The 21,937-nt window shown below is 47.4% G+C and carries 22 protein-coding genes and 3 tRNA genes; 17 read left to right on the top strand and 8 right to left on the bottom strand.

The window, feature by feature from the left end; genetic code table 11:
* The first annotated feature begins 16 nt into the window (after positions 1-16).
* The 3 genes from TTER_RS07360 to TTER_RS07350 all read left to right on the top strand — a co-directional run bounded on the left by TTER_RS07360 (position 17) and on the right by TTER_RS07350 (position 3,061).
* Positions 17-1,453 (top strand): sensor histidine kinase, encoded by a 1,437-nt coding sequence (locus TTER_RS07360; protein ID WP_169302646.1) that lies wholly within the window; start codon positions 17-19, stop codon positions 1,451-1,453.
* 104 nt (positions 1,454-1,557) lie between these two features.
* Positions 1,558-1,950, top strand: a complete 393-nt coding sequence (locus TTER_RS14745; protein WP_049822984.1) for a response regulator — start codon at positions 1,558-1,560, stop codon at positions 1,948-1,950.
* Positions 1,922-3,061: a S1C family serine protease gene (locus TTER_RS07350; protein WP_012875385.1), complete on the top strand. Its 1,140-nt coding sequence runs from the start codon at positions 1,922-1,924 to the stop codon at positions 3,059-3,061. The genes TTER_RS14745 and TTER_RS07350 overlap by 29 nt, the downstream gene beginning before the upstream one ends.
* Positions 3,062-3,074: 13 nt before the next feature.
* Here TTER_RS07350 and TTER_RS07345 read toward each other — a convergent pair whose 3' ends face one another.
* From TTER_RS07345 to TTER_RS07325, 5 genes are all read right to left on the bottom strand, one after another.
* A complete protein-coding gene (locus TTER_RS07345) occupies positions 3,075-3,860 on the bottom strand; it encodes an ABC transporter permease (RefSeq protein ID WP_012875384.1) in 786 nt (261 codons plus the stop codon).
* A gap of 1 nt (position 3,861) precedes the next feature.
* On the bottom strand, positions 3,862-4,665 hold the full coding sequence (locus TTER_RS07340) for an ABC transporter permease (RefSeq protein ID WP_012875383.1): 804 nt from the start codon (positions 4,663-4,665) through the stop codon (positions 3,862-3,864).
* On the bottom strand, positions 4,662-5,642 hold the full coding sequence (locus TTER_RS07335) for an ABC transporter ATP-binding protein (protein ID WP_012875382.1): 981 nt from the start codon (positions 5,640-5,642) through the stop codon (positions 4,662-4,664). The genes TTER_RS07340 and TTER_RS07335 overlap by 4 nt, the downstream gene beginning before the upstream one ends.
* A gap of 101 nt (positions 5,643-5,743) precedes the next feature.
* Positions 5,744-6,172: an OsmC family protein gene (locus tag TTER_RS07330; protein WP_012875381.1), complete on the bottom strand. Its 429-nt coding sequence runs from the start codon at positions 6,170-6,172 to the stop codon at positions 5,744-5,746.
* 217 nt (positions 6,173-6,389) lie between these two features.
* Positions 6,390-6,464, bottom strand: a tRNA-Thr gene (locus TTER_RS07325).
* Positions 6,465-6,811: 347 nt separating this feature from the next.
* Between TTER_RS07325 and TTER_RS07320 the strand changes: the two genes are divergently transcribed.
* Together TTER_RS07320 and TTER_RS07315 are read left to right on the top strand one after the other, a co-directional pair.
* Entirely contained in the window at positions 6,812-7,711 is a 900-nt protein-coding gene (locus tag TTER_RS07320; RefSeq protein WP_012875380.1) for an ABC transporter ATP-binding protein, read from the top strand.
* Between the two features lie 24 nt (positions 7,712-7,735).
* Positions 7,736-8,557: an ABC transporter permease gene (locus TTER_RS07315; protein WP_012875379.1), complete on the top strand. Its 822-nt coding sequence runs from the start codon at positions 7,736-7,738 to the stop codon at positions 8,555-8,557.
* Between the two features lie 58 nt (positions 8,558-8,615).
* Here the strand turns inward: TTER_RS07315 and proC are convergent, their stop codons facing one another.
* Together proC and serA are read right to left on the bottom strand one after the other, a co-directional pair.
* Positions 8,616-9,461, bottom strand: coding sequence for a pyrroline-5-carboxylate reductase (gene proC / locus TTER_RS07310; protein ID WP_012875378.1), 846 nt, complete (start codon positions 9,459-9,461; stop codon positions 8,616-8,618).
* A 16-nt stretch (positions 9,462-9,477) separates the two neighbouring features.
* Positions 9,478-11,052, bottom strand: coding sequence for a phosphoglycerate dehydrogenase (serA, locus tag TTER_RS07305; RefSeq protein WP_012875377.1), 1,575 nt, complete (start codon positions 11,050-11,052; stop codon positions 9,478-9,480).
* A gap of 133 nt (positions 11,053-11,185) precedes the next feature.
* On the opposite strand from serA, the gene TTER_RS07300 reads away from it, so the two are divergent.
* Positions 11,186-11,887 carry a response regulator transcription factor gene (locus TTER_RS07300; protein WP_012875376.1) on the top strand — a complete coding sequence of 234 codons (702 nt, stop codon included), beginning with the start codon at positions 11,186-11,188 and terminating at the stop codon, positions 11,885-11,887.
* Here TTER_RS07300 and TTER_RS07295 read toward each other — a convergent pair.
* Positions 11,880-12,323, bottom strand: coding sequence for a hypothetical protein (locus TTER_RS07295; RefSeq protein WP_012875375.1), 444 nt, complete (start codon positions 12,321-12,323; stop codon positions 11,880-11,882). The two genes, TTER_RS07300 and TTER_RS07295, sit on opposite strands and share 8 nt — an antisense overlap.
* Positions 12,324-12,460: 137 nt before the next feature.
* Between TTER_RS07295 and TTER_RS07290 the strand changes: the two genes are divergently transcribed.
* From TTER_RS07290 to TTER_RS07240, 11 genes are all read left to right on the top strand, one after another.
* Positions 12,461-13,459: an LCP family protein gene (locus tag TTER_RS07290; protein ID WP_012875374.1), complete on the top strand. Its 999-nt coding sequence runs from the start codon at positions 12,461-12,463 to the stop codon at positions 13,457-13,459.
* Positions 13,460-13,503: 44 nt separating this feature from the next.
* Positions 13,504-13,589, top strand: a tRNA-Ser gene (locus TTER_RS07285).
* 27 nt (positions 13,590-13,616) lie between these two features.
* Positions 13,617-13,706: transfer RNA gene (locus TTER_RS07280), tRNA-Ser, on the top strand.
* Between the two features lie 45 nt (positions 13,707-13,751).
* Positions 13,752-14,603: a peptide chain release factor N(5)-glutamine methyltransferase gene (gene prmC, locus TTER_RS15360; protein WP_012875373.1), complete on the top strand. Its 852-nt coding sequence runs from the start codon at positions 13,752-13,754 to the stop codon at positions 14,601-14,603.
* A 287-nt stretch (positions 14,604-14,890) separates the two neighbouring features.
* Complete coding sequence (locus tag TTER_RS07270) at positions 14,891-15,124, top strand: hypothetical protein (protein ID WP_012875372.1); 234 nt, start codon at positions 14,891-14,893, stop codon at positions 15,122-15,124.
* A gap of 122 nt (positions 15,125-15,246) precedes the next feature.
* Positions 15,247-16,746 (top strand): trigger factor, encoded by a 1,500-nt coding sequence (tig, locus tag TTER_RS07265; protein ID WP_169302645.1) that lies wholly within the window; start codon positions 15,247-15,249, stop codon positions 16,744-16,746.
* 99 nt (positions 16,747-16,845) lie between these two features.
* Positions 16,846-17,478: an ATP-dependent Clp protease proteolytic subunit gene (locus TTER_RS07260; RefSeq protein WP_012875370.1), complete on the top strand. Its 633-nt coding sequence runs from the start codon at positions 16,846-16,848 to the stop codon at positions 17,476-17,478.
* Positions 17,479-17,492: 14 nt separating this feature from the next.
* Positions 17,493-18,761, top strand: a complete 1,269-nt coding sequence (clpX, locus tag TTER_RS07255) for an ATP-dependent Clp protease ATP-binding subunit ClpX (RefSeq protein WP_012875369.1) — start codon at positions 17,493-17,495, stop codon at positions 18,759-18,761.
* A 27-nt stretch (positions 18,762-18,788) separates the two neighbouring features.
* Positions 18,789-19,526: an FhaA domain-containing protein gene (locus TTER_RS07250; RefSeq protein WP_012875368.1), complete on the top strand. Its 738-nt coding sequence runs from the start codon at positions 18,789-18,791 to the stop codon at positions 19,524-19,526.
* Between the two features lie 19 nt (positions 19,527-19,545).
* Positions 19,546-19,983 (top strand): FHA domain-containing protein, encoded by a 438-nt coding sequence (locus TTER_RS07245; protein ID WP_012875367.1) that lies wholly within the window; start codon positions 19,546-19,548, stop codon positions 19,981-19,983.
* Positions 19,984-20,072: 89 nt separating this feature from the next.
* Positions 20,073-21,926, top strand: a complete 1,854-nt coding sequence (locus tag TTER_RS07240) for a VanW family protein (RefSeq protein ID WP_012875366.1) — start codon at positions 20,073-20,075, stop codon at positions 21,924-21,926.
* The last annotated feature ends 11 nt before the right edge of the window (positions 21,927-21,937 follow it).

Genomic DNA, 21,937 nt, shown 5'->3' with positions numbered 1-21,937 from the left:
AAGTATTCGATCCTTTTTGGCATTTAGCTATACGGTCACAGTACTACTTATAGTCTCAGCTCTCAGTGTGGGAATAGAGCACATAGTAGAGCGCACCTTACATGATTCTATCGATGGATCTCTAAAAGAATATTCCCAGCAGGTATCCCAGTACTTGGTTTCAGATACTGATACTGATATAGCTGAACAGATCGAACGTTTGATAGCTGTAATAAACTTGGGCCGGCAGAGCGAGGAGAGCGTCCAACTCAGGTTATATGGTCCTGATGGATTACCCTTAGCTCCCACCATAAGTGATACTAACATCCCCGATGCTAATCCTGGTTTCCTCAAGAGAGTTAAGCGTCCCGTGCTGCAGACGGTGATGCTGGATGATGGTAGTAGGATGAGAGTGCTTACTAGGCCTGTCAAATATGGGACTGAGGTGCTTGGGTATCTCCAGGTGGGTAGGAGTCTTGAACCCGTCGACAGGATACTCGCTAGGTTAAAGACCATACTCATACTTGGTGGGGCGATAGCCTCGGTATCCGCAGGGGTATTGGCATATTTCCTAGCATGGCAGGCACTTAGGCCATTTTCCCGCATCGTCGAGGATACGCGTAAGATCGGTGTCGATGATCTTAGTAAGAGGTTGCCTGCAGATTATGGAGTACTTGAGGTCAATAGACTAGCTCGTACTTTCAACTCCCTGCTAAACAGGCTTGAGAAGGCTTTTGAAAGCCAAAAGAGGTTTGTAGCAGACGCTTCTCATGAGCTTCGCACTCCTTTGACAACCATCAGGGGGAATGCGGAAGTGATGCTTATGGATCCAAACCTACCCCCTGATGTCAGGGAAGGGTTAGAGAACATACGTGGTGAGGTGTCCAGGCTAAGCCGTCTGGTCTCTAATCTGTTGATGCTGGCGAGAGCAGACGCAGGACAGGTAAACCTAACATACAGACCAGTCAATCTGCATGATGTAGTTTTGGATACTCTCAAGCAGATGCACACCTCAATCGATGGTTTATCTGTGAGGCTTGAGCGTGAGGATCAGGTGATGGTATCCGGTGATGCTGACCAGCTCAAACAGGTGATGTTGAATCTATTGGATAATGCATTCAAATATACACCTAAAGGTGGCAGTGTTTATGTGTCGGTATATGCCGAGCCTCCCTGGGCTAAAGTTGAGATCAGGGATACGGGAATAGGTATAGCTCCATCTGAGCTCACTAGAATATTTGAGAGGTTTTACAGGTCTAGCAAAGCCCCCAAAGGGGCAGGTAGTGGCCTGGGGCTCTCTATAGCTCAATGGGTAGTAAGGGCCCACAACGGGCGTATAACCGTCAGCAGTAAGCAAGGTGAGGGAAGTACTTTTACTGTATGGTTACCTCTCTTTGAGGGTGACTCTACATATAATCGCGAAGAAGAAAGACACTCTAGTGCACAGACGCAAAGTTTAGCTCCCAATTTATAACCCTCTTCTAACCTTCAAGTAACTTGTCTGTAACGGGGTAAGTGTATCTTTGCCTTGAGACTTATTTTCTTCCGGCCATGACTAATGGCAAGGGGGGAAGAGAAGTGGATAGAAAGAGGGTCATCCTTATAGGCGATCGTTGGGAGACTCAGATGCTCGCGGCGTGCGCGCTTGAAGGTGCCGGATACGATGCTATCACCTTATTTGACAAGAGGAGAGCTGTTGAGGCCGTAAAAGATATCAAACCCGATCTTGTCCTTCTTGATATGGATCTGCCCAAGCTGAGGTCAGTTCAAATAGTTCGCTCTCTTCGTAGAGATGCAGCTACGCAGAATGTGCCTATAATAGGTATAGTATCCTCTGGGGAGGAACAGGCTGTGGCGGGGAGGTTTAATGGCTTAGCGGATGTCTTCCCACAGCCCTTCGACAAGAGAACTCTTCTACGTAAGGTTCGGAAAGTTCTGAGGGATGGTAGAACTGAGAGAAACGGACGCTGAGGAGCAGGAAAACTCCGATAAGCGCCAACCTCGCTTTACTTATGTTTCTATCATACTGTTGCTGATAGGAGCACTTGTATTCGGTGCCCTTGCAGGCGGCATGGCAGGCTTTGCCCTTTCCAGAAGGGGATATCCCACTACGACCTCAGGTCAGCCCCTCAGTCAGATGAACCCCGCTGATGTTGTAAAATCCTCAGAACCTTATATGGTCACCATTACAACTCCCACCAGTACGGAGCAGGGTAGAGGTCAAAGGACTCTGCTTGGTAATGGTGTAGTTATGAACCTCGATGGTTACATACTTACTACTAGCCAAGTCCTTCAAAGGTATGATCAAGTACAGGTAGTTTTCTATGATGGGCGTTCAGCAAGAGGGGTGTTAGTAGCGGCCCCTGACCAGGACACAGGATTAGCAGTAGTCAAGGTGAGCGTACCCGTTCCCAAAGAACCTGTTTTTGCAGATCCAAACTCGATAGAGACCGGTACCCAAGTTATTGCCCTTGGAATCTCGCGCAATGGGGCTGGGGTTACTGCTGATATGGGTATCATAGGCTCGATAGGATTTCAGAACAATATAGGTGGGGCCCAGATGGCAGATAACCTCATTTGGACGGATGCTAAGGCACCAGAGGTGGCTTTGGGAGGCCCCGTAGTCAATTTGGCTGGGGAAATCATAGGCATAACGGTGGCTGTGGATAACAGGGGATGGTCACTGGTATTACCTGCCAATACAGCACGCAATATCGCGCAGCGGTTACTTAAGACAGGCGCAGGTCCGAGGGCAAGCCTAGGTATATATTACGTCACAGTAACTCCGCAGCTTGCTCAGCTTAGGGGACTGGATCAGTCAGGAGCATTAATCACTGCTGTGTTGCCAGATTCTCCAGCAGATAGAGCTGGCCTAAAGCCTGGCGACTTGATAATCTCGCTCGATGGCAAGGTCGTCAATGAGAAGCAAACGCTCGAGTCTTTGCTGGCGGCTAAGCGTCCAGGTGAGACTGTCCACCTGCAGGTCATTCGCAAAGGCACAGTTAATAGGTATACTGTTCTACTTGCTCGTAAACCCGCGCCTGGCGCTACTCCTACAGTAGTAGCTACTCCCAGTCCCTAAATCTCAGAAAACTCTAGGCCGACGCACCTGAGTAGTGCCGTATGCCCTGATGCCAGAACCATCTCGAGAACCATAGAAGTGCTATAGATAGCAAGATGGCGCCTACTAGTAGCTGCCAAGTAATCTTGCCGGTAAGTGCTTGTGCAGGCACGGTCACAGCAAATGCTACTGGCACCAAAAAGGTGAGTGCTGCTCTCAGAGGTTGAGGATAGATAGTTACTGGCCATCTTCCAGCCTGATACATACTCTCAAAGATCACAAGCAGGTTTTCTACTCTTATAAACCAAAATGCCAGCGTTGCAAGAGAGAGAAGGAAACTATAGACGATCACGCTTCCTGAGAACAATACTATCCCAAAGCTTATAGCTTGGTATGTACCTACGCTGTCGCCTATCTGTACTAAGGCTATGATTATAACTACTATGCCTAATCCTACGTCGAACAGACGCCATATCTCTAATTGTCGAGTGCTGACGTAGACCTGGGAGTCTAAAGGTTTAGTTAGAGCAAAATCTAGAGTACCTTGTCGCACATCCTCCATGAATCTCTCTAAACTAGGTCTTACGATAAGCCCTACAATGCCACCTATAAGTATGTAAACGCCAAGCACCGCTAGGAGCTCCTCTGGCAACCACCCATCGAGGTTATCTGTTTGCCCGAAGACGATCGCCAAACCTCCCAACCCCGTCAAAAGCCCTACTAATGATTGGAATGCTTGAACAAAGAAATTGGCTCTATACTGGAGCTCGCTCATCAATCCTATACGGAAGAATGTGCCAAGCAACCTAGCATATCTCATGTCATGCTCCTACTGCTGAGTACCTACTTATTCCTAGTCTCCAGATGAACCTGAAGGCTATAAGACTTACTAACAACCATAAAGCTTGTATCGCGAAACCTAAGAGGACTTGCGTAGGGTTTAGCCTTCCTAGGACTAGCTCTGTGGGAAATGCTACTGCCCACTTAAAAGGCAGGATATTCGCCAGCATCTCCAATGGACGGGGTAAGAGCGAGAGCGGCGTCATCTGCCCAGAGAGGAATAGGAAAAGTGTGCTATAAATCTGATTGATAGCTGAGGTACGCGTGACCCAGAATCCTACCAATCCTATTGTCCATTCCATGACAAAGCGCATGAGAAACGCCGATATCAAGGACGGAAAGAATACAACTATGTGCCATACATGAGGGTGGAACTCCGCATGGAAAGCCCAGCCTATCAGAAGTGCTGATGGCAAAATCAGAGCAAACGTTATTGCCTTGTATGAGATATTCCATGCAACATCTTCATGTATTGGATGAATAGGGCGTAGGAGCTTGGGAGAAAGTTGTCCGCTACGTATGCGTTCGCCCATCTCCCATATCACCCAGGTGAAAGTTGTCTGTTCAACTATAAGCAGTGCAATAAAGTAGGCAGCAAAGTCACCCGAACTATAACTTCCGACCTGTCCACCTTGAGATTTTGCTACGGTTACCCATACAACGAGAGGTATCAGCACCCAGACCAATGATGAGAATGCCCATATTAGGAGGGATGCTCTGTATTGCAATTGCATAGCTATCACTATCTTCATGTAAGAGTAGTAGATGTCGAATAGCCTCTTCATGCTACCTCCTGCTGGGCGAATACCTGTCCTATGACTTCCTCGATAGGGGGGTCCTCTACGGTTAGATCTAGCACTGGCAAGTTGGCTAGTAGCTGTGATGTGATCCTGGGTGTGTCATCTTTAGATACCCTGAGGACTACCCTCGCACCATCTTGCTCTATAACTCGCCCGAAGTGAGAGAGATCAAAACTACCTTCTCTAAGCTCCACAACAATCGTCTTTTCAGGGGAGAACCTGTGTACTAGACCAAGAAGGTCACCATCATACAGGATAGTGCCGTGATGAATAACTATGACCCTTTTGCATAGAGCCTCTACGTCTGCCATGTAGTGGCTAGTAAGTAATACTGTTGATCCATACCTTTGGTTATACTCTTTGATAAATGCTCTGATTCGCGCCTGCATGGTTACATCCAGGCCTATGGTGGGTTCGTCCAAGAAGAGAATCCTGGGTCTGTGAAGCAGTGCAGCGGCGAACTCACACTTCATGCGTTCTCCGAGGCTAAGATTGCGTACTGGCTTGCGGAGCAAAGGCGCTAATTCCAGTAGTTCGGTAAGCTCATCCAGTGTGTGTCTGTACTGTTTATGAGGGATCTCGTATATAGCCCTATACATCTCAAACGAATCTATTACTGGGATATCCCACCAAAGTTGTGTACGTTGCCCCATAACAAGGGTGATCTGCTGCAGGAATTTTCTTTCTCGACGCCAGGGATGATGTCCTAGCACAAGTGCTTCTCCCGATGTGGGATACAACAGTCCCGAGAGCATCTTGAGGGTAGTAGTCTTTCCGGCTCCATTTGGTCCCAGAAAGCCTACTACCTCTCCCGGAGGCAAGTCAAAGTAGATGCTATCTACTGCTACTACCTCGCGAGTTTTGCGATTGAATAAACTTGCTACTGCTGATACAACGCCAGCTTCACGCTCAGGGACATGATAAACCTTTCTTAAGGCTCTAACCGTGACTATAGAGTCCAAGATTTGCTCTCCTGATGTTGCTTAATCGGTTTCTGATGGCAGGAACAATTATGGATGTTCAAGTATTATCGAAGTCAAGGATGATTTTTATATTGTTATCACTAATCTCTAGGGATATTTGTCGTTGCCTGATAGGTGCTTGCAAGCTGTATTTCTTCCTCCATCTCTACCCCTCGGCGTAGAGTGAGGTTAACAGGGCACCTAGTGGCAATATATCTAAGACGCTCTATCTGATCCTCCGTAAGGTCTCCTGTTACTTCGATTTTCTTGTGAATAACGTCTTTCTCCCCTGGAGACTTGTGGATGCTTAGCTCAACCCTTATATCCTCAAGATCCCATCCTTTTCGTTCTGCGTACATTCGCAGTGTCATCGAGGTACATGCTCCAAGAGCTGCTAGTAGAAGATCGTAGGGTTCAGGAGCTGTCTCATTACCTCCCTCGCTTATCGGAAGGTCTGACATAAAGGCGTGGCTTCCAGCCATGATCTCCTGTTGATATCCCTCACGAGAGTGGACAGTAACGGTTTTCACTACCATCCTCCAAAGCTAACTAGTAACACATGCATTCTACTCCAGGAAGGGGTATCAGGAAAAGCCAGTACTGGGGTATTGCATATGAGTATGGCTAAGCAATCACCTAGGTAATAACAGCTGAAGTGGAGATTTCAGTAGAAAAGCATATTGGAAGCTGTGGACGTACCGTTACCAGGTGGAACTGCTAGTCTTCTACAGTGCAAAATACCGTGAGTGGAGCCGACGGAGGGATTCGAACCCTCGGCCTACTGTTTACGAAACAGTTGCTCTACCGCTGAGCTACGTCGGCAATACTGATTGTTATTATGGGTCATTGCTCATTGGTTAGTCAAATTTTGCTTCAGCGAATATATCGTTTTCGGTTGCTTTCTTCTTCTAATGTCGCTATAGTAGTGGTTGACAACGACAAGGTGGAGAGGACGATGAGCATCAGCAACGTAACTGGTTCGCATAGTATCGGCAGGTTGCTAAGCTCTGTTCGTCTACGAGTGTGGCAACTGTATCCTCTCCGCCAGAAGCATCCCTTCGGCTGACATAGTTTTATCGCCCAATTAGATCAAACGATTAGGCCGTGGCGGAGAGTAAGGGCTCTGCTAGCGGCCTATTTGTTTGCCATTTTTCTGAAGGAGGAACAGCGTGGGTCTAAGTAGTAATTCTTCTCTTTCCACAGCCAACAAGTCATCTTTGATAGGAGTGTTGGACCAGGAGTATGCATTACTAGTAAGAGATGCTTACAAGACATTTGGAGGAAGGTCTTTCTTAGAAAAGTTCAGAGGAACTGCTGAGGTTGAGAAACCTCAACAGGTCGTGGCTGTGGACCATATATCGCTCAGCGTGAAGAGGAACGAAATCTATGGGATACTTGGGGCCAATGGCTCTGGTAAGAGCACTTTAATAAGGCTGATGTCTACCCTTCTGATACCAGATGGTGGGGAGATAAAGGTTTTCGGTTTCGATGTTGTGAAGCAGGAGAAGATGGTCAAAAGGCTTCTAAACAGGGTATCAGTGGAGGCCAGCTTTTTTAAGAAGCTGTCGCCAGTGGAGAACCTAATGTATGCTACTAGGCTCTATGGTGTCCCTCCCTCTAGGGCTAGAAGAGAAATTCCTGAAATTCTAAGCAGGCTAGGCATACCCCCTGATCGATTTTCTCGCCCCCTAGAGCAGATGTCGCGTGGGATGCAGCAGAAGGTGGCGATAGCTAGAGCCTTCCTGACTACTCCGGTGTTGTTACTGCTTGATGAACCAACAACTGGTCTTGATCCCAGATCTAAACTAGATGTGCAGCAACTAGTCAAGCAGCTTAGGGAAGAGCACGATGCCACTATACTCCTGACCACGCATGATATGGCGGAAGCTGACGCGCTCTGTGACAGGATAGCCATCATTGATAAGGGTAAGCTGATAGTTGAAGGGACACCACAGGAGCTGAAGAGTATGGTAGCGACTCCTGCAAATCCTGCACCTACTCTTGAGGATACTTTCATGTTCTTCACCGGTCGCAGCCTTGAAGAAGATGAGCAAGAAATAGAGGATTAATACGCGATTAGGAGTTTCAACAGTATGAGCACTTATAATCCACCCACGCTCCTTCGAGAGCTTCGTGCCAGCTATGCTTTTGTGGAGCGAAACCTTAACCTGGTCAAAAGATACTGGGGATGGGAGCTAGCTTTCTTTGTATATAGCCTTACTAGTTCTCTATCGGTTATTTATATAGGAAAGGCCCAAGGTACGGATGCTAGGCATCTAGTGCTTTATTTGGTCATAGGCACCCTCGTCTGGGCTTATCTGAGATCTGTGTTCGACTCAATAAGTGAAATGATAGCCTGGGAGAGGTGGGAAGGTACTATTGAGTATACCTTTATGGCGCCTATAAGCCGCACCACTCATATGCTGGGTACTGCGTTGTTCAGTGTAGTTTACGGCTTACTACGTACTGCTGTGCTCTTTTTAGCTATTGGCCTTTTTGTGGACTTGGATCTTGCAAGGGCCAACTACGTTGGTGCACTAGTAGTAGGTGTAATAGGTTCTCTGAGCTTTATTGGTGTCGGTATAATGGCTTCTATCTTGCCGCTCCTCTTTACAGAGAGGGGGGCGGAGATGACCTTCATGATAAGCGGCATACTGCTGCTGGTGTCAGGAGTCTACTATCCTATATCAGTCTTACCAGGTTGGATGCAGCCCCTAGCTAAGATATCGCCAGCTACCTACGTGCTAGAGGGTATGAGGCGTACGCTTATGGAGGGGAATGGAGTTGCTCAACTCGGTGATGTGTTAGTCCCACTAGTCATAACAGGTGTGGTAAGCATACCAATTGGTGTATGGATATTCCTGAAAGTTGAGCATTACGCTAAGCGCACGGGTAGACTGAAGAGGAGCGGATAATATCAATCTTGGCTGGGTACCGTCCGAACCTAGTACCAGTACCAGGGTTCGGACGGTATTATTCTTTGTCGATATTTTTGCTCACACTCTCACTTAGTGTTTGAGTGCGTAGGAAAGCTGCGTAAACAGCCTTAGAGAGTACTGTCCTAAGAGCTCCCTTCTCCATCTGGTATATGGCTTCAGCTGAAGTTCCTCCTGGGGATGTCACCATGTTGCGTAGCTCTGCTGGGTGTTTTCTGGTCTCCAGCGCAAACATTACCGACCCGAGCATCGTCTGCTCCACCAGCTCTGTAGCCACTCGTCTTGAAAATCCTAGGTGTACACCTGCATCTATAAGCGCTTCCATCACCATAAATACATAGGTAGGCCCAGTACCACTCAACGCTGTAGCCATATCTACCATCTGTTCGTCCTCGACCCAGATCTCCTTACCGAGTGCCCCAAGCAACTCTTTTACCTGAGCTTTCTGATCATGATGTACTTCATGGGTGGTGGTCCATACTGTCATTCCCTGGCCTATCTGTGCTGGGGTGTTGGGCATTGCTCTGGCTATGGCTGGATGCAGCAGCCCAGTTGCCAAGGCATGAATTGGAGCTCCAGCTATTATGCTCAGTACCAGTTGGTCTGCTCTCAAGTTGCCCCGCAATTCGGGGATTACCCTCTTGAGGATCTGAGGCTTGATGGTTAGTACTACTATATCGCCGGCTTGGGCTGCTTCCAGGTTCATATGATGCACGTTGATTCCGTATCTAGTTTGCAGTTCCTGACGTCTGTCAGCTCTAGGGTGGCTTGCGTGCACCTGCTCTGGCCTGATCAGCTGCCGGTTTAGTACACCAGCTATCATAGCCTCGGCCATGGCTCCTGCGCCTATGAAAGACACGGTAGCTGAGCCTAACGAACTCATAGTTATTGCTCCTGGGTTATAGACTTGCGCGTGTTAGATTACCTATACCAGGGACTTTCTGCCTGATTTCCTCACATACCTCATCTGGCACAGGCTCATCTAATGTGAGCACCAGCATAGTCTCACCTCGTGGGGCAAGTCTGCCGCTCATAGCGGCGCTGATGTTGATGTTGTGATTACCAAGTATAGTACCTATTGCACCGATCACACCTGGTCTATCAATGTGAGGGCAGAACAAGAAGTAGCCACTGGGGATAAAGTCCACGGGGAATTTGTCCAATCTTATTACTCTCTGTTCTTCGCCTATTACCGTACCCTCTAGCACGCCCTCTGCGCTCTGCAACCTCAAGCTGCTGGTATAGCCTTCTGGGGCCATTCCTGTGGCTTCAGTTACTCTCAAGCCTCTCTCCTGGGCCATAATCTCTGCGTTCACAAAGCTGATCCTCTCGCTGCTAATGGGCTCTAGCAACCCTCGCAAAACAGCGCTACGTATCAATCTATGGTCCTGACTTGCCAAGTCGCCGCAGTACACTATCTCTATGCCCGTATGGCTAAAGCCATGCACCTGTGTGTACAGCCTACCGAGTTTGTCTGCTAACTCTATGTAATGACCAAGCTCTCCAGCAAGTAGTTCTGGAGGTAGGGAGGGAGCATTGACTGCCCCTCTTGCCGGCCTGCCATTAAGTACATCAATGACTTGCTCAGCTACCTCGAGTGCAACCTTAACTTGCGCTTCCTTGGTCGATGCTCCCAGGTGCGGAGTTAGTACTGTATGCTCCAAATGTATAATGGGGCTGTCTGGTGGTAGAGGCTCTTTTTCATAAACGTCCAAGGCTGCTCCTGCAATCTTGCCTTCTTTCAGGGCCTCTACGAGTGCCTCTTCATTGACCACGCCCCCTCTTGCTACATTGACTAGCAATGCGTCAGGCTTCATGATGTCAAATTCACTACTGCTGATTAGATTACGCGTGCTTGGAAGTAGTGGTACATGGACAGTTACTATGTCGGAGTTTCTCAATAATTCATCTAGAGAAACCAACCGAGCTCCTAGACTTTCGGCAATGCTTGCTGATACATATGGGTCGTATGCCAATAGGTTCATATTGAAGGACCTTGCTCTCCGAGCCACCTCTGCGCCTACCTTGCCCAGCCCTACTATCCCTAGGGTTTTCCCGGCAAGCTCTACGCCCATGAACTTGCTTCTCTGCCACTCTCCTCGCCTAATTGACGCGTCTGCCTGAGGAATGTTTCTTGCCAAGGATAAAATTAGCGCTATGGCATGCTCAGCAGCGGCTACGGTATTACCTAGAGGTGCATTGACAACGAGTATGCCTCTTTTTGTGGCAGCATCCACATCTATGTTATCGACCCCGATTCCTGCTCTAGCAATCACTTGAAGCCTATCGCCTGCCTCGATGATCCGTGATGTGACCTTAGTTTCACTTCGCACCACGAGCGCATCGTATTGAGGTATGGCCTGTATGAGATCGGGCTCCGACAAACCAGTCTTGACATCTACCTGGGAGTATTTTTGAAGTAATTCGACACCTTCGGGGGCTATGGGATCAGCAACTAGGACCCTAAACTCCAACTTCGCCTCCAAAAAAGTATATTTACAAGCTTATTGTAATAGTTGGTAGGTTACTATATAAAGGCTAGGCATGATTAGGTATCTAGTGTGCTACTATTTATTTTTGCTATCGCTGGTATAATCTCGTAGAGATATGTCTAACCAGCAGGCAAGAATCTTAGTAATCGAGGACGAACATCAAATAGCTGACCTTCTGCGCAGAGGGCTAACGTTTAAGGGTTACCTGGTCGATACTGCAGCTTCAGGCGAAGAGGGGCTGGATAAGGCCAGGGATAATCCTCCCGATCTCGTAATCTTGGACCTAATGCTTCCTGAGATGAGTGGGGAAGAGGTATGCAGGCGGCTGCGAGAAGGACTAGATCCTGATTTGCCTATTATTATTCTTACTGCGAAGGACGCAACTGAAGACAAGATAGCAGGCCTTGATGCTGGTGCAGATGATTACATAACTAAGCCGTTCAATTTTGAGGAGCTTCTGGCGCGGATCAGAGCTTCATTGAGGAGGAGGCAGCCTCAGGAGAAGAGTATCATCAGAGTTGGTGATCTAACTCTCAACCTAGCTTCTAGAGAGGCTATGAGGGGTGAGCGTAAGCTTGATCTTACTACACGTGAGTTTGACTTGTTGGAATTCTTGGCTCGCAACGAGGGGCACGTTGTAAGTAAAGAGGCCATATTCGAACGTGTATGGGGTTATTCCTTTGACATAGACTCTGATGCCGTAAAAGTCTACATAAGCTACCTACGTTCCAAGCTAACGGCTGGCGGCGAGCCCGATATGATACACACCATACGGGGCATAGGATATATGCTAAGGGCTCCCCAGCCCGTTAAGTGAGCCAGTCTGGCTTGTTGCCAGCCCCCATGTTCTCCAGCTCATCCTTGGTAAATCTGAGTAGTACCTGCTGCTCACGAACTTCCTTTATAGCTGTCATAGGAATGTACAGGCTCTTTGAGAGTAGCCCGGCAATCTTTACTTGCATATAACCCCCTCCAGCGGTTTGTAGGGGTTCATTTGCTAGCTTCTCATCGAAGTCGGTGGTAGGTTGTAGACTAGGTTCTATAAGAGATTCTCTAGGGGCCATTCCGGCTCTTATGAAATCGCCCGTTGGGGGACCACTTGCGGGAGTAGGGGGATTGATACCTCTGCCTTCTGGTTGTTCCTCTGAACCTTCAATGATTCTCTCTTTTTCTTCCCATACTTTGGTTATCTCCCCTAATTTGTTTCCAGTAGCATCTATGACATCCATGCCTTCGCTTACTATATGGTTCATGCTCCTCTTCTCCTAAGGATCTTTGTAAAAATAGGATTAGCAATAACGGTGCCGAAAAACTAATACTTATGTGTTTCGTTATCATTATTAGAGGTAACTAAACAGTTTCGGCTACTAGGAGAAGTTTTCTGTATAAGATGAGGGTTATAAAGTTAGCATCTTTAGTAATAGTAATATTGCTTATTGCTACCGTGGTGTTTGGCATATTTGCCTACAATCGAGCGAATGCTTTCAGTATGGCAATTAGCCGCAAAAGCGCCTTGGAGTCAGATATTAACCAACTAGCTCGTAAAGAGGGGCACTTTAATCTATTAGTTATGGGTTATGGCGGTGGTAATCATGATGGAGCTTACTTGACGGATTCCTTGATGATATATAGCGTGCCCTTAAATGGAGGTCCTGCATCTCGTCTTAGCATTCCTAGAGACCTCTGGGTAGAATCACCTTACGGCTCTGGCTACTATCGTAAAATAAATGCCGCCTATGCTTATGCATTTGCGCAGACTCGTAATCACCGCAAAGCGGCTGCGGCTGCCGCAGAGGATATATCTCATGCACTAGGCATTCCCATTCAGGGCTGGATGACGGTCGACTTTAATGGCTTTAGAGATCTAGTAGATGCACTCGGGGGGGTCGATGTAAATGTCCCTAGGTCTTTTACCGCAAAGTATCCAGCTAATGATGATCCGAGAATAAACTATAAATGGATTACTATAAGGTTCAAAAAGGGTGTGCAACATATGGATGGCGAAGAAGCTATACGTTATGCCAGAGCTAGGTATACGAATGACCCCCGAGAGTCTAGTGACTTTGCGCGGGCTGCTAGACAGCAGTTAGTGGTATCTGCGATCAAGCGTAAGCTACTCTCGCCAACTGGCATTATAAGAGGGTTCAAGCTTGCTGATGCTGTGCAGGATGATATAAAGACCAATCTATCGGTCAGGGATCTTGCAAGCATATTTGGTAGAAAAATAGATGATAAGAGATCAGTGGTTTTAGGGCTCGATAATGCCCTCGATCAGGGTATGAGCAGCGATGGACAGTACATCCTGTATCCCAGAAATAACAACTGGAATTATCTGCATAGGTTCGTAAGGAACTCTCTTTACGGCTCTCAGAGTGCTGCCGAGAGGTAATACCCTTGAAACGCATATATAGTAGTTTGGTATACTAACACGCTGGAGGGGTCGCATAGTGGACTAGTGCACCCGCCTCGAAAGCGGGCAGGGCGATGAGCCCTCGTGGGTTCGAATCCCACCCCCTCCGCTCAGGGATTCCTGAGCGTGTATACGCGGAGAGGTCGCATAGTTGGTCTAGTGCGCGCGACTGGAAATCGCGTAGGCGGTAAATCCCGCCTCGTGGGTTCGAATCCCACCCTCTCCGCCTTTATTTTTTAAGCGACCCTCAAAAGTTAATAAGCTCTTCGTTATGGCTGCTATTAGAGAATTGCTTCTGAAAGCAAAGGCCAGGCTGAAAGCCGCCGATGTAGAAAATCCTTCTTTGGATTCAGAACTCCTTCTTGCTAGTGTTTTAGGGATTGATAGAACCAGTTTGTTAGCTAACCTGAATCAAGAGGTAAGCCTCCCGGATCAAGAGAAGTTTCTTGGTCTAGTCGAGCGTAGGTCCCGCCACGAACCTATTGCCTACATCCTAGGTTACAAGGAGTTCTATGGAAGGCTTTTTTGTGTCTCTAGGTCAGTACTTATCCCAAGACCGGAAACAGAGATGCTTGTTGATCTGGCAAAAAAGCTTGCTACAAAGGGAGCTGTGGTAGCTGATGTGGGTACTGGATCGGGGGCTATCGCTATATCTATTGCTATAGAACGTCCAGATGTGAAGGTTGTTGCTACTGATATTTCACACGATGCGCTGGATGTTGCTCGAAGGAACGTCCAGAAACATGGAGTGCAGGATAGAGTATTTCTCCTACAAGGTAATCTTCTGGACCCGGTGCATGAGATGGTAGATATGGTAGTTGCTAACCTCCCATATATACCTGAATCCGAGGCTGATTCACTTCAACCCGATGTGATTTTATGGGAGCCGCGAACTGCTCTCTTCGGTGGAGAGGATGGTTTGGAGTATATAAGAGAGCTCTTGGGTCAACTACCAAAACATTGTTCATATGGTGCTTACTGCTTGCTAGAAGTGGATCCAAGGCTAGTTGACAAGCTAAAGCACGAAATAAAACTCAGGTTTCCCGACGCCAGTATTGTCGTCCTTCAAGACTTGGCAGGACTTCCCAGAGTGGTCTCGATCAGTAATTTTACATCTTCTTGACGACAATTTCCTATTCTTTCACACCTACTTAACACCTGTGTAGGCATCTTAATAGTGGATGCTTAAGAAATCTCGAAGGAGAATCAAGTGCTCAGCTGCAGCTCCAGAAGGGATCATAAGTTTACAGTCCCGCCTGTCAAAAATGAGTTAGGAAGATGGTATCAATGCGCACTTTGCGGTTCTACCATACTTGTTCCAAATATTAGGTGGCGGCTCATACTGAAGCTTATTAGTCTCTATGGAGCTGTCAGGAAAATTGTTGCTCATCGTATTGCAGGTGGAAAGAGATGACAGAGATCAAAACAAAAGCCCAGCTGATTAGTTATCTAAGAGACCTTCAGACAGATTCTAGAAGACATAGATATATTTATTGGAATAGCCGTAGAATTACTTTGGGCAATGCGCTGAAGAAGGCTGAAGGACTGTCGGGTCTGGAGACTATAATCCAGTGGCATGACCATATATTAGTTCTCGACCCCTCAACCCTTAGGAGGCTGCGCGGCTACACTCTTGGCGGCTAAAACCAAAATGGCCCACAAGGTGATATAATTGCGCGCCGGGTATTTATAAGTAATACTATACTTATGCCCACTGATCTAAGTCAGTGACTAACAAGAAGACTATATGGGGGTTAGAGTCTTTGGTGAAGGTCGAATCTGAGAGACTTCCTGGTAGTGTAGTTAGACTTGAGATAGAGGTAGATAAAGAAACTGTTGATAAAGAGATAGACAGAGCCTATCGCAGGTTGGCTAATAGAGTAGTTATTCCTGGATTCCGAAAGGGGAAGGCTCCTAGGGTATTGATTGAGAGGTACCTAGGGGAGGAAGCTATTTTTGAAGAAGCCACCCGAGAGATAGTACCCAATGCTATCGAGCAGGCTGTTGAGCAGGAGAAGATAAACCCTATAGCCGAGCCTCAGGCTTTTAAGTTGCTTGAGCGTGAGCCTTTCAGGTTTGAAGTCACCCTTCCAGTTGAACCCACAGTAAAGCTAGGTGACTATAAATCTGTCCGGGTCGAGCGCCGTGAGGTAATTGTCACCGATGAGGATGTTGACAAGTATATAGAATCTCTTCGAGAGAGAGAGGGTGTGTGGGTTACTCCTGATCCTGCGCGCCCTGCCAAGAATGGTGATCAGCTTGTCGTAGATATAGAAGAACAGTACGAAGGCGAGGAGCCTCGTAAGAGAGAGGATCTTACTATAGTCCTCGGTAGAGGTTATCTACCTGAAGATGTTGAGAAGGCTTTAGAAGGTGCAGAAGAGGGCAAAGACTACGAGGTTGAGTCTAAGTTACCTGAGGACTATCCTGTAGAGGAGTACGCAGGTAAGCCTGTTAAGTATAAGGTTACCGTAAAGAGCATAAAGGAGCTTCAGCTTCCTGATCTGGATGATGACTTTGCTAAGCGCACTGGCCTAGGTGCTGAGAGCGTTGAAGATCTGAGGCAGAAAGTTAGGGAGAGGCTCCAGGCTGAAAGGGAAGCTGAGGAGCGTGACAGAGTGGCAAATGAAGTCATAGAGAAGATGGTAGAGACCTCTACGGTGGACATGCCTCAGGTGCTTATCGAACATGAGGTAGACCATCAGCTGGCTCATATTCGTGAAAACCTCAGTGCTCAAGGGATACCTCTCGAGCAGTACCTACGATTTACTCAGCAGACTATAGAGGATCTTAGAAACACTCTACGCCCTGACGCCGAGAAGAGGCTGACAAGGCGATTAGTTCTATCGGAGATAGCGAAGGCTGAAAATATAGAGGTCGATGAATCCGAAATCCAGCGAGAGATAGATAGGATTGCAGAGCGTATAGATGAATCTGAGCGCGCCGAGGCAAGAGCCTTGCTAGATACCCAGGAGTGGCGGGATCGTATAAGGGCTGACATTTACGATCGTCGGTTCCTCGACAGAATCGTGGAAATAGCCACTGGAGAGCCGCTTTATCCTAAGGAGGAACCGGCAAGTGAAGGCTCAGAGCAAACTCCTGACTCCTCAGCCTCACAGGTGGATGCTGAGAATTCGGCTATCCAATATGTCGAGGGTGGTACCAATGAAAGCGAGGTGACTGCTGAGGGTGAAACCTTAGTTCAGGCTTCTGAAGAGTCTCAAGGGTCTGATGCTGAGGGTAATGACGAGGCTCGTAAGGCGTAGAAGGACATGTAGTTGTTAGCAAAATAAGCGATACGCTTTAGATCCTTGCCTGCGTTGTTAAAATGGATAGTAGAGGTGTTATTTTCGGAGGATAGAGAAATGGTTACCGATCCCAGATCGCTTATTCCTATGGTAATAGAGACAACCAATAGAGGTGAGAGGGCTTTTGATATTTACTCTCGCCTTCTAAAAGATAGAATAATTATCCTTGGAACTCCCATTGATGATCAGATAGCAAATCTCATTATCGCTCAACTACTATTTCTGGACGCCGAAGATCCTGAGAGGGATATACAGTTTTACATAAATAGTCCTGGCGGTTCTATCACAGCTGGCCTTGCGATATACGACACTATGCAATTTGTCAGGCCTGATATCGTGACAATTTGTATGGGCTTGGCGGCCAGCATGGCTACACCGCTGCTTGCTGCGGGTACTAAGGGTAAGAGGTATGCCCTGCCCAACGCTACTATACATATGCATCCTGCGAGTGGTGGGGCACAAGGTGCTGCTGCTGATGTAGAGCAGCAAGCCAGGTTTCTAATCAGGATGCAGCGTAGGGTGCGTGAGCTACTGGCAATGCATACTGGCCAACCTTTGGAGAGAATAGAGGTCGACTTTGACAGGGAGAAGTTCATGACTCCCGAAGAGGCCAAAGAATACGGTATCATTGACGAAATAATGGCAAGTACAAAGCAGCTACCTGCAGGTAATGTGCAGAGTACTACTTAGTTACGGGAGAGGAAATGTCCAATTCTAGAAGTTCCAGATCAAGCTATAAATGCTCCTTCTGCGGCAAGCGCCAGGAAGACGTTCGAAGATTGATAGCTGGTCCAGGGGCAGTTTATATCTGCAATGAGTGTGTGGACCTGTGCCGAGAGATTATAGATGAGGAGGAGTCAGCTGGTCTCCGTCGAGAGCCGGCACCGTCTAGAATTCCGCCTCCTAAGAAGATTTATGAGCTCCTGGATAATTATGTGGTGGGGCAGGACAGGGCTAAGAAAACCCTTTCGGTGGCCGTTTACAACCACTACAAGCGCGTTGCCGCAGATATGCAGATCGATGATGTGGAACTTCAGAAGAGCAATATACTTATGATAGGTCCTACCGGCTCCGGTAAGACGCTCCTTGCTCAAACTTTGGCTAAGATTTTGGATGTGCCGTTCTCAATAGCTGATGCTACTGCTCTTACCGAGGCCGGTTACGTTGGTGAAGACGTCGAGAACATACTCCTACGGTTGATACAAGCTGCAGATCTGGATATCCAGAGGGCCGAGCGAGGAATCATATACATAGACGAGATAGATAAGATTGCCCGTAAAGGTGACAATCCCTCGATAACCAGGGATGTATCAGGTGAGGGCGTACAACAGGCGCTCCTGAAGATCATAGAGGGAACCGTCGCTAATGTACCTCCACAAAGCGGACGGAAACATCCTCATCAGGAATTTATACAGATCGATACGACTAACATACTGTTCATTTGTGGTGGTGCTTTTGAGGGCCTGGAAGACATAGTAGCCAAGAGAATAGGCGCAAAGAGATCTCTAGGTTTCGCACGGCAAGAATATGACTCTGGTCAGTCTGAGGGTTCGGTGCTTCAGCATGTTATCCCAGAGGATCTATTAAAGTTTGGGCTGATTCCAGAGTTCATTGGTAGATTACCTGTTGTGGTTACGTTGGATCCTCTGACTAAGGAGGATTTGATCCATATACTGACCAAGCCCAAGAACGCGATTATAAAGCAATATCAGAAGCTTATGGCTCTCGATAACGTAGAGCTACAGTTCACAAACGATGCTCTGGAAGCTGCGGCTGAGGAGGCTATAGCTCGCAAGACGGGTGCTAGAGGGCTAAGGTCCACGATAGAGGAAGTCTTGCTAGAGACCATGTACGAGATACCCTCTCTGACCGGTGTACGTAAGTGTATTGTCGATGGGGATACTATACGGAATAGATCTAAGCCTAAGCTTGTGACATGGGAAGATAGCAAGCAACTTGAGGAGAGCGCCTAAGTTGATTGCTATCTGCGGAGGTAGTAGGTGAGTGTACTCAGGCGCCTGGAGAGCGGGTTAGAGGCCTTATTTGAGGGGGCCTTTACCCGCATCTTTAGGCCCAGAGTACAGCCAGCTGAAATAGCTCATCGCCTAGAAAGGGAACTTGAGACCAACCAGGTTGTAGGCCTAGGTCAGATACTCGCTCCTAATTACTACCAAGTATCCTTGCATCCTAGAGATTATGAGCCATTTGAGCGTTTCAAGACGGCTCTAGAGCGTGATTTTTCCGCTTATATTCAGGACAGGGCAAGGGCTCATAATTTGACACTCGTTACTAAACCTAAAGTCGAGATAATTTCTGATCCAAATGTCAAGCCTGGATCAGTTCATGTAGAGTCTTATCTGCAAGATCTGGGACCTGGTGAGATCGATCCACAGCTTGAATTTACTCAACCTATAGAGGTTACTAGAGCGCGACCAAAGATCCCAGCATCTGCTTTCTTGACGGTAATAAGTGGTCCCCAAAATGGTCAAAGATTTCACTTATCTCCTTCTGGCCGTGCATCCATAGGCAGGGGACTGGATAATCAGATAATTCTGGAAGACCCAATGGTATCTAGGCATCATGCCGAGATATACCTTCGTGGTAGCGAGTGGTACATAAAAGATCTGAACAGTACTAATGGTACATACGTCAATGGCCACGCGATTAGGGAGAAGTCCTTGGAACATGGTGACAGGATAACCCTGGGTAGCGTAGACATTAGGTTCAGTCTAAGATAGAGGTTTGGGAAGGACCGCAGTGAGGATAAACTACGATCTACTTGTGTTCCTTCTCAATGTGGGATTCGTAGCCCTGCTATATATCTTCCTCTTTGAGGTGGTGAGAATAGCTCTAAGGGAGCTTAGAGCAGTTACTGCTACTACGTCTCAAAACAGCCGGTTTGGTCAACTTGTAGTCGTAGACCCAGGGCGTACTGGTCTAAGGCCAGGAACAGTTTTCCCTCTTGAGCCGACTACTGCTATTGGCAGGAAGATATCGAATGCTATAGTCTTGGATGATCCTACTGTTTCTGGAGAGCATGCTATTTTGTATCTTTGGGATGGCACTTGGTACATTCGAGATGCTGGTAGTACCAACGGTACATTAGTTAACGGCCAAGATGTCATTGAACCCTCTCCTGTGAATGTGGGTGACATACTAACTCTAGGAGCTGTAAAGCTTAGGCTGGCAAGATAGAATAAAGCATGCGTGATTACAAAAACTGGCGATTCCCGACTAATCCTCATAGTCATCATCCCTCAGCTCGTGAGACCCGCAGGGCTCAAATGGAAAAGATCCTCGCCAGGGAAATCGAGTCTTGGCGAGAAGAGGCATCTGAGCTCAGAAACTACCCCCACGGTAGATCATTTCTACTTAGGCTTATTCGGGCCGCTTTGCCAGTACTGGCGGTCTTTGTGGTGGTTTTGTTAGGCTCTGCTTTTCTCATCACAAGAGCTTACTCAGATAGGATATACCCTCAGGTTGTGGTTGGGAATATAGCTGTAGGCTCCCTTACTCAGGATGATGCTAAGGAAAAGCTGGAGTCCTCGCTAGAGGATTACCTGAATAATCCTGTCGTACTGACTTTTGGCCAACTTCAATGGCATCCCGCTGCTGAGGACATAGGACTTACGATAGACGTAGAAGCCACCGTCAACAGGGCTATGAGAGCTGGTAGAGAAGATCCAGTTATCTTAGTCATTGCTCGCACACTAGTTGGCCAGCAAAGTCCAGAGGTCGTGCCTATTGTCATGCGTATAGATGAAAGTAGGTTGTCAAGCTATTTGTCGGACATAGGCAGGCAAATCAATCGGGATCCTCTAAATCCTTCCATCCAAGTCTCTGAAGGCAACATTCAGATAGAGGGTGGTGGAGCCGGTTATACTTTCCTTCAGCCTGAGACAGAATCCAAGGTTTTGACCTCTCTAAGGAAGATGTCTAAGGGGCCTGTTAGCATCGCTGTGTACACTACTGCTGGTACTATCAGCAGTCAAGAAGTCAGTAAGGCAGAGTCACTGGCTAAGAGCATGATTTCATCGCCTATAACGTTAGTTGGTGACAATCAACAGAAATGGCAGATAACCACTGATAAGCTCCAAGATTGGCTTAGAAGTAAACCCGTAAAGGTAAAAGGTAACACTGAGCTAGATGTCTACTTAGATCCTGTTGAACTGGAGAACTACCTTGATTCAGTTGCTAAGGATATAAATTCAGAACCAGTAAATGCTCGATTAAGATGGGATAATGGGCATCTGTCGGTTCTTGCTCCAGGAAAACTGGGCAGGAGACTAGATATTGATCGAGCTATTGGCCTAATACAGGAAGCTGCTAAATCGAATTCTCGGCAGGTGCAACTCCCTATTTCTCGTATCAGCCCATCTGTATCAGAGAACAACATAGCTTCGCTTGGTATCAAGGAGCTTATAGCCTCAGGTGTATCGGGATTTAGAGGGTCGAGACCGGAACGTATAGATAACATCAAGAAGGCGGCCCAGGCTATCAATGGTTATGTAATACCTGCGGGCAGCGATTTCTCGTTCGCTGAGGCTATTGGTAAGATCTCAGAATCTGCAGGTTATAAGCCTGAACTTGTTGGGGATAATAGGCTTGAGCTACAAGGGTGGCCAGGCGGTATTAATCAGGTCGCCACAACTGTTTTCAGAGCCGCGCTCTATGCAGGATTGCCAATTCTAGAAAGGCATTCCATGCCTTACCGATTGGACTTCTATCAACAGGAGAATCAGCAACCTGGGACCGACGCTATGGTTCTCGTTCCGGGTACCGACCTGAGATTTACGAACAGCACGCCTGCTGCTATCCTGATTCAGGTCAGCGTGTCAGAACAGGACCAGACCGTACAGGTGAATCTTTATGGTACCGATCCAGGTTGGTCGGTTGATGTAAAACCACCCATCATAGAAAATGTCGTCCAGCCTATAGGCGATATCTATTGGACTGACCCTACATTAGAATCTGGCAAGACTGAGACTTATCTATACGCTTCTGCAGGTGCTGATGTGGTAATAGAGCGTACTGTACGTAAGGGAACGGAAGTCATCCTGGATGATAATATTACGAGCAGTTATGATCCGTTACCTACAGTATTCGCTGTAGGTAGTGCTAACTCAGACAATGGTTAGAAGATTTAAGG

This window comes from Thermobaculum terrenum ATCC BAA-798, assembly GCF_000025005.1.
GTDB lineage: Bacteria > Chloroflexota > Chloroflexia > Thermobaculales > Thermobaculaceae > Thermobaculum > Thermobaculum terrenum.
This window is presented reverse-complemented; position numbering and strand designations above follow the sequence as displayed.

What these genes read in the sequence shown, in the direction of transcription:
- TTER_RS07350 (WP_012875385.1), top strand. Translation starts at nt 1,922, where the DNA reads ATGGTAGAACTGAGAGAAACGGACGCTGAGGAGCAGGAAAACTCCGAT.
- TTER_RS07345 (WP_012875384.1), bottom strand. Translation starts at nt 3,860, where the DNA reads ATGAGATATGCTAGGTTGCTTGGCACATTCTTCCGTATAGGATTGATG.
- TTER_RS07340 (WP_012875383.1), bottom strand. Translation starts at nt 4,665, where the DNA reads ATGAAGAGGCTATTCGACATCTACTACTCTTACATGAAGATAGTGATA.
- TTER_RS07315 (WP_012875379.1), top strand. Translation starts at nt 7,736, where the DNA reads ATGAGCACTTATAATCCACCCACGCTCCTTCGAGAGCTTCGTGCCAGC.
- proC (WP_012875378.1), bottom strand. Translation starts at nt 9,461, where the DNA reads ATGAGTTCGTTAGGCTCAGCTACCGTGTCTTTCATAGGCGCAGGAGCC.
- TTER_RS07300 (WP_012875376.1), top strand. Translation starts at nt 11,186, where the DNA reads ATGTCTAACCAGCAGGCAAGAATCTTAGTAATCGAGGACGAACATCAA.
- TTER_RS07295 (WP_012875375.1), bottom strand. Translation starts at nt 12,323, where the DNA reads ATGAACCATATAGTAAGCGAAGGCATGGATGTCATAGATGCTACTGGA.
- TTER_RS07290 (WP_012875374.1), top strand. Translation starts at nt 12,461, where the DNA reads ATGAGGGTTATAAAGTTAGCATCTTTAGTAATAGTAATATTGCTTATT.
- prmC (WP_012875373.1), top strand. Translation starts at nt 13,752, where the DNA reads ATGGCTGCTATTAGAGAATTGCTTCTGAAAGCAAAGGCCAGGCTGAAA.
- TTER_RS07270 (WP_012875372.1), top strand. Translation starts at nt 14,891, where the DNA reads ATGACAGAGATCAAAACAAAAGCCCAGCTGATTAGTTATCTAAGAGAC.
- TTER_RS07260 (WP_012875370.1), top strand. Translation starts at nt 16,846, where the DNA reads ATGGTTACCGATCCCAGATCGCTTATTCCTATGGTAATAGAGACAACC.
- clpX (WP_012875369.1), top strand. Translation starts at nt 17,493, where the DNA reads ATGTCCAATTCTAGAAGTTCCAGATCAAGCTATAAATGCTCCTTCTGC.
- TTER_RS07240 (WP_012875366.1), top strand. Translation starts at nt 20,073, where the DNA reads ATGGAAAAGATCCTCGCCAGGGAAATCGAGTCTTGGCGAGAAGAGGCA.